Here is a 12,029-nt window from a genome sequence, read left to right on the forward strand (position 1 = left end):
ATTCCGCGGCCACGCGCTAAGGAGAACGCCAATGCGCGTCCTGCTGATCGAGGATGAACCGGAAATGGCCTCCGTGCTGAAGGCCGCTCTGGAGCGCCTGGACATCATCGTCGACCATGCCGCGACCTTGGCCGATGCGGAGGCGGTGGCTCGTTTGGGCCATCACGACGCCGTGGTGCTGGACCGCCGGCTGCCGGATGGCGATGGCCTCAGCCTGATCCCGCGCCTGCGCGCCCTGCATCTGGATGTGCCGGTGATCGCGCTGACGGCGATGAGCGGGCTGGAGGACCGGGTTGCCGGGCTCGATGCCGGCGCCGACGATTACATGGTCAAGCCTTTCGCCACGGTGGAACTCGTCGCGCGGCTCCACGCCTTGCACCGCCGCTCGTTCACCTCGCGCGCCAATCAGACAATGGTCGGCCGCCTCACCTATGATTTCCGCCATCGCGAGGCGCTGGTCGAGGATCACGCGCTCGATTTGCCCCGGCGTGAAAGGCTGGTGCTTGAAACGCTGATCCGCCGGCCGGGCCGGACCATCATGCGCAGCGCTCTCGAGGAGGCCGTCTACGCCCTGGACGACGAGATCGGCTCGAATGCGCTCGACGCACATGTGTCGCGGCTGCGCCGCAAGCTCGACGATGTCGCCGCCGGCATCGAGATACGAGCGATCCGCAATCTCGGTTATCTCCTGCGGGCAGCCTCGTGAAGAAAGTGCGCGCACGCTCGTTGCAATGGGTCCTGGTCCGCCGGCTGATCCTGCTGCAGGCGGCGACGCTGCTCCTCTTCATCGTGCTGTGCGCGGCAGCCCTTTGGATCGCCAATCCGAGCCTGCTCATCGACAACGAGGCTGCCGTCGCGGCCGTCAAGGATGCCGTCGACCGCGACAAGGACGGCAGGCTGGTCGTCCGTGAAACGGAAGAGCTTACCGCGTTCCGCCAGAGCTTCCCCAATGTCTGGTACATCGTTCGCGACGATAGCGGGCAGAGCGTCCGTTCCGGCACGATCCCGGATGTCTACACCAAGGACTTCGGCGTCCTGCTCGGCGAGGCAGACCACGCCACGATCGGATTCTCCGACAAGGACATGCGGCCGGAAGCCTATATCGAAAACGCTTCGACCAAAGCCGGCGCGGTACGGATCATCGCCGCGACGCAGTCGTCGCGCCAGGAGACCGACGGGCTCGAGATCAACATTTCGGCCACGGTGGAGGTCGCCCGGTATCCGGACGGCAGCAGGAACTGGGAACGCGCGCTGCCGGCGCTGGCGCTCGTCATCGCGATCCTGCTGTTGCCCATCGTCCTCGTCATGGGCGCCACCACACTGGTGACGACGCCGGCCGTGGTCCGCCGCTCCCTTGCCGGCCTTGTCGAAACCGTCCGCCAGGCGGCGCGCATCGATATCGGCACCCGTGCGATGCAGCTGCCGGTCAAGCACGTGCCGCAGGAGATCGCGCCGCTGGTGCATGCCTTCAACGAGGCTCTGGCGCGCCTCGCGCAGGGGTACGACCGGCACAACCGTTTCCTCACCGACGCGGCGCACGAACTGCGCACGCCGATCGCCATCCTGCGTACACGCGCCGAGCTGCTGCGGCAGGAGCCGCAAAGCACGCGGCTGCTGCATGATATCGAGCGCCTGTCGCATCTCGCACAGCAACTGCTCGATCATCAATTGCTCGACCGCCCATCCGACCAGCGCGAGATCGTCGATCTCGACGATCTTGTCAGCCGGGTGGCGGCCGACTTCGCGCCGCTCGCCATCGAGGCCGGCTACGACCTTGCCTTCGAGCCGTCGCCCGACAAGACACGCGTCGAAGTCAACGTGCTGCAGATCGAGCGGGCGCTCGCCAACCTCGTGCGCAACGCCATCGAGCATGGCGGCGGCGGCGGTACCATCACGATTGCGATCGACCGGACGGGTGGCATCGAGGTGCGCGACGAAGGCCCGGGCATTCCCGTGGAAGAGCGCGAGAATGTGTTCGAGCCCTTCTATCGCCTGCAGCCGCAATCGCGCGGGGCCGGGCTGGGACTGAATCTCGCCCGGCAGATCGCGCTGCTGCATGAGGGAACCATCCGTATCCTGGCGGGCTCATGGCGCGGTGCCCGCATCCGCATGGAACTGCCGGTTCGTTCGTGACCCGGCCGTTGACGGCGCCGAACGCATATCGGCCAGCCAGCCAGTGGCCACGCCGGCTCCTGACTTATCTGTTTTCTAACCAATTGCTGCTATTGTCATCTCCACAGTGGGAGCCAGGCTTTGGCGGGAACGGGAAAAATCGGCGCGCACCGCGCACCCATGTTGTCGGTCGTCGTGCCTTGCTACAATGAACGCGCCGGCGTGGCGGAGCTTCATCGGCGTGTCAGCGCGGTATGCCTCGAGCAAAGCCTCCCCTACGAGATCGTGCTCGTCATCGACGGGGCGACCGACGGCACTCGCGAGGCCATTTTCGACCTGGCCGAAAAGGACGACCATGTCGTCGCCATCGATCTTGCACGCAACTACGGCCACCAGATCGCCTTGAGCGCCGGGCTGGAGTTCTGCCGCGGCCAGCGCATTCTCATTCTCGACGCCGATCTCCAGGATCCGCCCGAACTGCTGGGGGCGATGATGGCGAAGATGGATGAAGGCTTCGACGTCGTCTACGGCCAAAGGGTGAAACGGGAGGGCGAGAGCTGGTTCAAGCTGGCCTCCGCCTCGATGTTCTACCGCCTGCTCGGCAGGATGGTCGATGTCGAGATCGCGCCGGACTCCGGAGATTTCCGGCTGATGAGCCGCCGTGCGCTGGACCATCTGATTGCAATGCCCGAACGCTACAGGTTCATTCGCGGCATGGTGAGCTGGATCGGGCTGAGGCAGGTCGCCTTCCCTTATGAACGGCACCGGCGCTTTGCCGGCACCACCCACTATCCGCTGAAGAAGATGGTTCTTCTGGCGATCGACGCAATGACCAGCTTTTCGATCGTGCCTTTGCGCTTTGCCTCGCTGCTGGGGATGATGTTCGGCCTGCTCGGCCTGGTCGTGCTCAGCTATACGCTGTTCGAATGGTCTCGCGGCAATGTGCTGCCCGGCTGGACGAGCCTTGCCGCGATCATGCTTATACTAGGAAGCGTACAGCTTCTGGTGCTGGGCATCTTCGGCGAGTATCTCGGCCGCATGTACATGGAAACGAAGCGGCGGCCGCTCTATTTCGTCAACGGGATCGTTTCGCGCAGCGAGCCAGCCCAGGGTCTGCCCGCGCATCGTCTGCAGGAGATGGCGAAGAGAGCCGCCCGTGCTTGAGGCCGAATTCGACCAGTTTGCGCGCGAGTACCAAGAGCAGCATGCCGCGAGCATAAGGCTTAGTGGCGAGACGCCGGACTTCTTCGCGAAATACAAGATCGACGACGTCGCGGCGACACTGAGACGGGCCGGCGTGAAACCCAGGCGCATCCTCGACTTCGGTGCCGGCGTCGGCAATTCGCTCGGCCATATGCGCGCAGCGTTTCCCGACAGCGAGATCGTCCTGCTCGATCCTTCGCGGGAATCGCTCGACATCGCCAGCAAGCGCTTCCCCGATCAGGCCGCGTTCACGCATTTCGACGGCCAGACAATCCCCTTCGCCGACCATAGCTTCGACCTTGTCTTCGCGGCTTGCGTTTTCCATCACATCCCCGAAAACCTTCAGATCGGATTGTTCGCCGAGATCGGCAGGGTGCTGGCCAATGGCGGCAGTTTCTTTGTCTTCGAGCACAATCCGTGGAATCCTTTGACCACCCACGCGGTAAGGAATTGCGCCTTCGACGAGAACGCGGTCCTGATAAGCTCGCCAGAGATACGCAGGCGAATGGCCGCGGCGGGTTTTTCCGGCACTCGGATCGTCTATCGGATTTTCTTTCCCAGACCGCTTGCAAGGCTGCGGCCGTTCGAGCGTTTCCTGACCAAGATACCTGTTGGAGCCCAATATTTTGCGCATGTGGTCAAGCCGCTCGTTTGACTGTCCGGGGATGCTGTTATCCGACGCCGTCGGCCTGTTGAGCACGACGCTGGGATATGCGGTCATTCCAGCCGGGCTGGAGCTCTCATCGAAAACCGTTTGTCCATCTGGCGGGAAACCGGCTGTTCGCCGCCGTTTTTCATTCCGGCTAAGCCCGTTTCGTTCTCCGCCGGCGGCGCGGATGCCCCGATCGGTTGACAAGAATAGAGGCAAAATGGCCCGGAGCGCGACATGAACCAGGCTGAGGCAATCGTTCCGACCACGTCGCGGCTCGAGGATGCACAGCGCATCAGGCTGATATTCTGCCTGTTTGCCGCCTCCATTGCAGCTGCTGGATTGGCCCCATTCGCGGGTGCGACCCTCAAGGACCCCGACAGCTGGTGGCACGTGAAAGTCGGGCTGGATTTCCTGGCAAACCGGGCATTTCCAACGGTCGATCCCTATTCCTACACTTTTGCCGGGCATCCGTGGATCGCAAAGGAATGGCTGGGGCAGGTCTTTCTGAGCCTTGCCTACCGTAGCGGCGGATGGACTGGTGTCGCCACGCTGATCATCGCCGCGATAGGGCTGACAGTCTCCGTGACGGCATGGTTCCTCAGCGCGTGGCTGAAGCCGGTACTGGCGGTAGCGCTGACGTTCATCCTGGCCATCCTGATCGCACCTGTCTATACGGCGCGTCCCCACGTCTTCACCTTGCCGATCATCGTCACCTGGACGGCGGTGTTGTTTCGTGCATCGGCGGAGGAGAAGGCCCCGCCGTGGTGGCTCCTCGCGCTGGTTGTGCTCTGGGCCAACCTGCACGCTACCTTCACCTTGAGCTTCGTCATCGCCGCCTTCGCCGGTCTCGATCTCGTGGCGCGCACCGGCCTGTCGAAACCCGCTCTTTTGACGAAGTGGGTTGCGTTTGGCCTGCTCTGTCCGCTGGTCAGCCTGATCCATCCCTATGGTGTGCAAGCCATTCTGGCCACGTTCACCGTCGCCCATGGCAATGAAGCAGTACCGCTGATCCTGGAGTGGCGGCCGTTCAATGTCCAGGAACAGGATCTCCAGGAAGCCGCTATACTGGTGGCGCTTTTCGGGCTTATAACGTCACGGCTGCGGATCGGCTGGGCCAAGGCGTTGTTCGTCGTCTTCACCTTGCATGTCTACCTGTCGCACCAGCGCTTCGTCTATCTGTTCTTCCTGCTTGTTCCTGTGGTGGTGGCGGTCGAAGTCGCGCGCCAGTACCCCTCTTTGTCAGCCGGCGCCTGGCTGAGCGAAAAGCGTGACGTACTGGAAAAGTTCTTCGCCAGCCGGTTCCATCTGCTCTGCGGCGCGACGGCCGTGTTGCTGGTCGGCGCGGTCCTTGCGCTCAACAACGCCTACCAAGTCGCAGCGAGCCCGAAGACATCGGCCAGCGGCGCCCTTGCGTTCGCCAGCGCTCACCACCTGTCCGGCAACGTGATGAACTCCTACAATTTCGGCGGCACGCTGATTTTCCACGGCATCAAGACCTATATCGACGGCAGGACGGACCAACTGTTCCAGGACGGGTTCACGAAAACGGATGAGGCGACGGGTCAAACCGGCGGCAAACCGCTGCTCGAGGCCCAGTTGAAGAAATACGCCATCGGCTGGGCACTGCTTACAGCCGATGACACCCGCATCCCCTTCTTCGATGAACTGGGCTGGAAGCGGGCCTATGCCGACGACTACGCCGTGATCTACCTGCCCGGCGCCTGATTCATCCCGTTCCGGCAAATCGGCGTCGCCAGCGTTCGAAGCCTGGCATTCGTCTTGACATGTATGTTGCAGTGCAGCAAAGTTGTGCTGCAGAGCACATTCCGTGGGACCCACGAGCCACGATTTTTCGCACGACCGGGGATTGCCGTATGAGGAGCATTTCAGGCTCCGCCGCACGACCATCGCCGGCCACGGCATACGGACCGGTCGAATGAATTACAGGCGTGATATCGATGGCCTGCGGGCCGTTGCGGTGCTGCCCGTCGTGCTCTTCCATTTCGGCGTGTCCGCCATTCCCGGTGGCTTCACCGGCGTCGACATCTTCTTCGTCATATCGGGCTATCTGATCAGCGGCAGCCTGCTCGATGATCTCGAGCGCGGCCAATTCTCGATCGGACGCTTCTACTGGCGTCGCGCACGGCGCATCCTGCCGGCGCTGACCTTCGTCATCCTGCTTGCAAGCATTGCGGCCTGGTTCATCCTGCTGCCGTCGGACCTGCACGAATTCAGCCTCAGCGTGATCGCGGCCTCGACCTTCTGGTCGAACATCTATTTCTGGAAGACGACGAACTATTTTTCGATCGACGCCGAACTGCGGCCGCTGCTGCACACATGGTCGCTTTCGGTCGAGGAGCAGTATTACATCTTCGCGCCGATCCTTGTGTATCTGATCTACCGGTATGCCTCGAAGCGCTGGCTGACGATACTTCTGCCGATCGCCATCGGCAGTTTTGCCCTGGCGGTCATGGCGACGACGCTGGCGCCGACCGCCGGCTTCTACCTCTTGCCGACACGTGTCTGGGAACTGGCGCTGGGCGCCATGCTGATGCTGAAAAGGCCGCCGCCACTAGCCAGCCGGCCGGCAACGGAACTGGTCGGCCTGGCCGGCTTTGCCCTGCTTGCATTCGGCTTCCTGACGATTTCGGAGAGCGATCCGTTTCCTGGCTACAACGCCCTGTTTCCCTGCATCGGAACCGCTCTGCTCATCTATGCGGGCCAGAATCACCCCGACCGGCCCGTGCCTGTCGCCACGCGCGTGCTTCAATTCTCTCCGATGGTCTGGGTCGGCCTCATCTCCTATTCGCTCTACCTTGTTCACTGGCCGATCAATTCCTTCGTCCACTATCTCTCGCTGAAAGCCATCTCGGTGCCGACGATCGTCGCGATGACGGTGGCGAGCTTCGCCCTGGCGACCTTCTCGTGGAAATATGTCGAGCAGCCTTTCCGGCGGAAGCGACCCTTTACCGCCCCGCTGCCGATCTTCGCCTTTTCGGCGACGGCGATTGCCCTGCTGTGCGTCGGCGGTCTGGCCGGCGTGCTCGGCAACGGCTTTCCGCAGCGGTTCCCTGATTTTTCGACGCAACGCATCCTGGTGGGTGACTGGCGCAACGGCGTCTGCTTCAACGAAGGCGGGAATCGGATCGAGGATTGGAACCTTGCCGACTGCACGCGCACGCACGGCTTTCCCACCAATGTGCTGCTGTGGGGCGATTCTTTCGCGGCTCACTATGTTTCGGGCCTGGAGGCCAACGCGCAGAAAATCGAGGCCAACGTCATCCAATATACCTATGCCGGCTGCCCACCCAACCTGTCCTATTTTTCCTATGCCCGGCCGGCCTGCACCCGCTTCAACGAACGGGCGCTGTCGATCATCCGCGATGCCAATATCCAGGCGGTGATCCTGAGCGGACGATGGACGGATTACCAGGCAAGGGGCTTCGACGGATTGCAAACGACGATCGACCGGCTGCGCGACATGGGTGTCAAGGTCTATGTCATCGGCCAGTCTCCGGAGTTCATCGCCGACGTCCAGAAGATCGCTTTCTTTGCAAAACACGAGGGCGCCGTGAACACATCCTGGCCGATGGCCATGGATCCCGACATCAACAAGCAGGTGCAGCCCTTCGCCAAAGGCGCGACCTTCATCGATCCGCTTACCTATCTGTGCGACGCCACCGGCTGTTCCTATGCGGATGCCACCAGCAAGCAGTTTCTCTATTTCGACTATGGCCATTTCTCTTCCGCCGGCGCGACGCTGGCTATCTCGAAATACTGGCCGAGCTTCGCCGCCGGCGGCGAAGTCGCAAAGGTCAGGGAGCAGGCGCCGACCGTCACCAGGTGAGTTGGCGAAGCCCGCGTCGTGACACTGCTTTGCGATTGCCCGAAGCCATGCCGTCATGATAACGAGGCTGCAGCGCGGGTATGATGTAATGGTAGCCTGTCAGCTTCCCAAGCTGAACGCGCGGGTTCGATTCCCGCTACCCGCTCCAGCCTGAAACCGAAAAGTCGGTTGCTGATCCGGCCCACGCAGGAACCTGTCCACCCGAGCCGATTCAGCATTTCACGGAATCGCTGACCCGCTCTAACTCTTTGTTTTCACGCAATTCCCAAGGGGAAGCGCTACGCGCTTCTCCCGGGAAAACCGCTATGCACTTTTCCTGGAATTGCCCTTGGCGAGACTAAAGAGGCATTCAGGCCTGGCCGGTTCGCATCTGCTTCTTGAGGAGGAACCGGGCGAGGTTGCTGATATTCCGCGGTGCCACCTTCCTGGGCAGATGCGCCAGTAGGTCTTCCGATTTGACGTCGTTGCGGAACCGCTCGGCCCAATCTTCGGTGAGGTCGTCCCGCTGCAGGCGCAAATTCGTCTCGAACTCTCCGTCCGGCATTTCCATCGACAATTGCCGAGCCACCGACGCGACGTACGGACGAGGATCGTCCAACAGATCCTCATAGAAAAAGTGATCGTAATGCAGATCGGCCAGCCGCAGATATGCCTCCCAGAAGGCATAGCTCTGCTCGATCAGAAAATAGGCCTGGCAGATGCCGGCGAAGTCGTATTGCGGAACCAGGTCCGCGCCGTCCATCGTGCTTCTCCAATGGCCTGACGCCTTCGCCCGGCAATAGGAAATCGCCTGGCGAAGACGGTCCCGCCGCTCCAGCAGGACCAAACCCATGGCATGGCGCCGGCCGCATTCCGCCAGGAAGTCGGCTCCATATTTGGCCTGCGACCAGTGAAGGTGCCGTGGAAACAGCTTGACGGCGAACGTGCCGTTCGCGGTCCCGCCGCGATCGATCACGGCGGACAGCAGGTCATCGAAGGATTTCGGCTTGCACCCGAGATTGGTCGTGTCGAGCCACTCGGCGGAGTTGCCGAACAATCCCGTGCTGTTTGTGAGACTGCCAAGCCATTCGGAACCGCTACGGGCTTCGGTAAGTATCGCCACGCCTTTCATGCGTGCGGATTGCCCGCGGCCTGTCCGACCTCGATTGCAGAAAGCCGTTCTTCCTGATCGCCCCTCGACATGTCAAAGCTCCGCTTAAACAGCGCCTCAACGAACAAAGGCTCATATGGTTCCGTAGATTCGACCTCACGCCAAGGCAAAATGCAGGCCATACACGTTACACTGGTCGATCAACGCCGTACGCGCAAAGGCCGGCCACGTTGTGGTGGTCGGCCTTTGCGTCAACCGCAGAAGCGATTACAGCCAGACGCGCTCGCGCCAGCAGCGGACGCGGCGGCGGCCGTGGCGCCAGTAGCTGCGGCAAACCCGTCTCCAGCCGCGGCGGCGTCCATGGCGGCGACGCCAGTAGTCATCGTGGTAATCGTGGCCATGGTGGCCGCTGCGATGGGAGACCTGCTCCAGCGCGACTTCGTCGTCCCCTTCGAAGACAGCCGGATCTGGCTTGTCCAGCTCATCAAGAATTCCGGTGCCCTGGGGAATACCGGCAACCGCGCGGCCGGGTCCGGCCACGCTTGCAAATGCCACTGCCCCCGCAACGCCAAGCATTCCAGTAAGAAACTTCCGACGTTCCATAAAAACCTCTCGAGTTGTTGACCATCGACACCTCGTTCCCTCGCCCGAAACAGGCTCCAGCGCGCATGCCGATCGCTTCTGAACGCGCGGTGTCGGTTCTCGTTCCGTCACCCTACTTCGCGCAGGATGAAATCATGCAGCATCTTGGCCGCCGGCGAGAGCACGCGATTCCGGACCGTGATCAGGCTGTAGGGCCTGACCTCGATGTCGAACTCGGTCTGGACGACATCGATGGCGCCGGCAAGCCCGTCCGGATTCTGGATGAACTTCGCCACCTGCACCGAGACCGGTGCGATGGCATCGGATTGTGCAACCATGACCAGCGTGAGCAGCAGCGAGCTGGTGTTCAAGATCCGGTCCGGCAGCGCGATGTTGCGGTTCAGGAAATTGCTTTCCATCGCCTGGCGCAAGGGCGAACCGCCCGATTGGAAGACCCAGTCATAGGCGGCGGTGTCTTCCAGCCTGACCACATTGCCCCCGGCGAGCGGGTGGCCGCGGCGCACGATCAGGCAGGCTTTCTCGACGCCGATCACACGGGATTCGAACAGCCGCGGATTGAGGTCGTCGGGAATGCGGGCGATGATGAAGTCGTGGCGCGAGGCGATCAGCTCGCGGGCGAGCACGTTCGACGTCTCGACCTGCATGGTGATCTCGATGCGCGGGTAGATGCGGCGGATCTCGCGAATCGCCGGTACGGCCAATTCGATCGCCGGCGCGGTCACGGCACCGAGGAACACCGAGCCGCCCTTGCCGGCCTTGAGCTCGGCAATCTCGCGGTCGGCTTCGCGCATCTCGAGCAGGATCGACCGGGCCCGCCTGGCGAGCGCCTGGCCGTAGGGGGTAAGGGTCACGCCGCGCGGCAGCCGTTCGCACAGCTTTACGTCAAGCACCGCCTCCATCTCGGCGATCATGCGCGAGGCGGCCGGCTGGGAGATGTTCATGACCTGGGCCGCCGCGCTCACCCGTCCGTGGTCGTCGAGGGCGGCGATCATGCGCATGTGGCGCAAGCTCAAGCCACTGCGCAGGAGTGTCTCCCCATCTCCCGGGAGCTTCTCGTAACTTACTGGAATCGCATCGGGATCGCGCAATGCCGCCATGATCTTCCAGCCTTTCCGCCGGTTTCTTTCCGCATGCTAGATCATACCGGTTTCGGTATAGCAACCACCAAAGATCGCATTTGACAGTTATGGCAAAGGGACCCACCCTTCGCGCGCTCCGAGATGCAAGGGTCGGTAACGAACAAAATCGTATCGATTGAAACTGTGTCGCGGAGCCGATTGGGAGGATACCGGAGATCGATAAAGCCGACAGCGGCGCCTTTGCGCTCCTGTCTGGCTGCGCGGCCCGCGAAGCCCCGAGGTGTCGCGTCCATCAACCAGGGAGAGTAACGTGAAAATCATCAAGACGCTGGCCGCCGTCGCGGCCCTTGGCATCGCTGCCATGAGCTATCAGGCGCACGCGGCCGACAAGGGTCTTGTCGGCGTGCTGATGCCGACCAAGACCTCGCAGCGCTGGATCAATGACGGCGACGCCGTCAAATCCCAGCTCGAGGCGCTCGGCTACACTGTCGACCTGCAGTATGCGCAGGACGACATCCCCAACCAGCTCAGCCAGCTGGAAAACGAAATCACCAAGGGCCCGAAGGCGCTGATCATCGCCTCGATCGACGGCACCACCCTGTCGGATGCGCTGCAGAAGGCGAACGACGCAGGCGTCGTCGTGGTCGCCTATGACCGCCTGATCAAGAAGACCGCCAATGTCGACTACTACACCACTTTCGACAATTTCGGCGTCGGCGTGATCCAGGCGAATTCGCTGGTCAAGGGCCTCAAGGAGCGCTTCCCGAACACCAAGCCGTGGAACGTCGAACTGTTCGGCGGCTCGCCCGACGACAACAACGCCTTCTTCTTCTACAACGGTGCTATCTCCGTCCTGCAGCCATTGATTGACGACGGCTCGATCAAGATCAAGTCCGGCCAGACCGGCATGGACAAGGTCGGCACGCTGCGCTGGCTCGCCGCCACCGCCCAGGCTCGCATGGACAACCTCCTGTCGGCCAACTACTCGGACGGCAGCCGCGTCGACGGCGTCCTGTCGCCCTATGACGGCCTGTCGCGCGGCATCACCGCCTCGCTGCGCGCCGTCGGCTACGGCACGGACGCACAGCCCTGGCCGATCGTGACCGGTCAGGATGCCGAGACCGCCTCGGTCAAGCTGATCATCTCGGGCGAGCAGTACTCGACCGTGTTCAAGGACACCCGCGAACTGGCCAAGGCCACTGTGCAGCTGGTCGACAAGGTGCTCTCGGGCGGCAAGCCGGAAGGCCTCGATGAAAAGACCTACAACAACGACGTCAAGGTGGTTCCCTCGATCCTGCTGACGCCGCATGAGGTCGACAAGTCGAACTACCAGGCGATGGTCGTCGATTCCGGCTACATCAAGGCCGAAGACCTGAAGTAATCCCGGTTATAAAATCAGGGGTCCTGCGCAACGCAGGGCCCCTTTTCGTTCACAAGCGACCC

At 62.3% G+C, this 12,029-nt stretch carries 11 protein-coding genes and 1 tRNA gene; 10 read left to right on the plus strand and 2 right to left on the minus strand.

All coding sequences use genetic code 11. The features are described 5' to 3' along the window. The first annotated feature begins 31 nt into the window (after window positions 1-31). From EN861_RS01685 to EN861_RS01720, 7 genes are all read left to right on the plus strand, one after another. A complete protein-coding gene (locus tag EN861_RS01685; RefSeq protein WP_135862036.1) occupies window positions 32-706 on the plus strand; it encodes a response regulator transcription factor in 675 nt (224 codons plus the stop codon). Next, window positions 703-2,133: a HAMP domain-containing sensor histidine kinase gene (locus EN861_RS01690; protein WP_127278851.1), complete on the plus strand. Its 1,431-nt coding sequence runs from the start codon at window positions 703-705 to the stop codon at window positions 2,131-2,133. The genes EN861_RS01685 and EN861_RS01690 overlap by 4 nt, the downstream gene beginning before the upstream one ends. 159 nt (window positions 2,134-2,292) lie before the next feature. After that, window positions 2,293-3,276 carry a glycosyltransferase family 2 protein gene (locus EN861_RS01695; protein WP_135862038.1) on the plus strand — a complete coding sequence of 328 codons (984 nt, stop codon included), beginning with the start codon at window positions 2,293-2,295 and terminating at the stop codon, window positions 3,274-3,276. Continuing rightward, window positions 3,269-3,970: a class I SAM-dependent methyltransferase gene (locus EN861_RS01700; protein WP_135862041.1), complete on the plus strand. Its 702-nt coding sequence runs from the start codon at window positions 3,269-3,271 to the stop codon at window positions 3,968-3,970. Before EN861_RS01695 ends, EN861_RS01700 begins: the two co-directional genes overlap by 8 nt. Before the next feature lie 231 nt (window positions 3,971-4,201). Beyond that, the gene (locus EN861_RS01710; protein WP_135862043.1) at window positions 4,202-5,692 is read left to right on the plus strand and encodes a hypothetical protein; all 1,491 of its coding nucleotides are present in this window, start codon (window positions 4,202-4,204) and stop codon (window positions 5,690-5,692) included. A gap of 211 nt (window positions 5,693-5,903) precedes the next feature. Beyond that, on the plus strand, window positions 5,904-7,814 hold the full coding sequence (locus tag EN861_RS01715; RefSeq protein WP_135862045.1) for an acyltransferase family protein: 1,911 nt from the start codon (window positions 5,904-5,906) through the stop codon (window positions 7,812-7,814). 74 nt (window positions 7,815-7,888) lie between these two features. Further along, window positions 7,889-7,962: transfer RNA gene (locus EN861_RS01720), tRNA-Gly, on the plus strand. A gap of 201 nt (window positions 7,963-8,163) precedes the next feature. Here EN861_RS01720 and EN861_RS36025 read toward each other — a convergent pair. After that, window positions 8,164-8,646 (minus strand): Stf0 family sulfotransferase, encoded by a 483-nt coding sequence (locus EN861_RS36025; RefSeq protein ID WP_245511999.1) that lies wholly within the window; start codon window positions 8,644-8,646, stop codon window positions 8,164-8,166. A gap of 3 nt (window positions 8,647-8,649) precedes the next feature. Here EN861_RS36025 and EN861_RS36030 point away from each other — a divergent pair, with 3 nt between their 5' ends. Together EN861_RS36030 and EN861_RS35285 are read left to right on the plus strand one after the other, a co-directional pair. After that, window positions 8,650-8,982, plus strand: coding sequence for a hypothetical protein (locus tag EN861_RS36030; RefSeq protein WP_245512003.1), 333 nt, complete (start codon window positions 8,650-8,652; stop codon window positions 8,980-8,982). 282 nt (window positions 8,983-9,264) lie between these two features. After that, complete coding sequence (locus EN861_RS35285; protein ID WP_189343536.1) at window positions 9,265-9,528, plus strand: hypothetical protein; 264 nt, start codon at window positions 9,265-9,267, stop codon at window positions 9,526-9,528. An 86-nt stretch (window positions 9,529-9,614) separates the two neighbouring features. Here the strand turns inward: EN861_RS35285 and EN861_RS01735 are convergent, their stop codons facing one another. Further along, complete coding sequence (locus EN861_RS01735; RefSeq protein ID WP_015319281.1) at window positions 9,615-10,604, minus strand: LysR family transcriptional regulator; 990 nt, start codon at window positions 10,602-10,604, stop codon at window positions 9,615-9,617. Window positions 10,605-10,896: 292 nt separating this feature from the next. Between EN861_RS01735 and chvE the strand changes: the two genes are divergently transcribed. Then, window positions 10,897-11,967, plus strand: a complete 1,071-nt coding sequence (gene chvE, locus EN861_RS01740) for a multiple monosaccharide ABC transporter substrate-binding protein (protein ID WP_127275620.1) — start codon at window positions 10,897-10,899, stop codon at window positions 11,965-11,967. Window positions 11,968-12,029: the final 62 nt, after the last annotated feature.

Source organism: Mesorhizobium sp. M8A.F.Ca.ET.218.01.1.1 (assembly GCF_004791165.1).
Classification (GTDB): domain Bacteria; phylum Pseudomonadota; class Alphaproteobacteria; order Rhizobiales; family Rhizobiaceae; genus Mesorhizobium.

Excerpts from the sequence above, each read along its gene's own strand:
- EN861_RS01685 (WP_135862036.1), top strand. The coding sequence starts at position 32 with ATGCGCGTCCTGCTGATCGAGGATGAACCGGAAATGGCCTCCGTGCTG.
- EN861_RS01695 (WP_135862038.1), top strand. The coding sequence starts at position 2,293 with ATGTTGTCGGTCGTCGTGCCTTGCTACAATGAACGCGCCGGCGTGGCG.
- EN861_RS01710 (WP_135862043.1), top strand. The coding sequence starts at position 4,202 with ATGAACCAGGCTGAGGCAATCGTTCCGACCACGTCGCGGCTCGAGGAT.
- EN861_RS01715 (WP_135862045.1), top strand. The coding sequence starts at position 5,904 with ATGAATTACAGGCGTGATATCGATGGCCTGCGGGCCGTTGCGGTGCTG.
- EN861_RS36025 (WP_245511999.1), bottom strand. The coding sequence starts at position 8,646 with ATGGGTTTGGTCCTGCTGGAGCGGCGGGACCGTCTTCGCCAGGCGATT.
- EN861_RS36030 (WP_245512003.1), top strand. The coding sequence starts at position 8,650 with ATGGCGCCGGCCGCATTCCGCCAGGAAGTCGGCTCCATATTTGGCCTG.
- EN861_RS35285 (WP_189343536.1), top strand. The coding sequence starts at position 9,265 with ATGGCGGCGACGCCAGTAGTCATCGTGGTAATCGTGGCCATGGTGGCC.
- EN861_RS01735 (WP_015319281.1), bottom strand. The coding sequence starts at position 10,604 with ATGGCGGCATTGCGCGATCCCGATGCGATTCCAGTAAGTTACGAGAAG.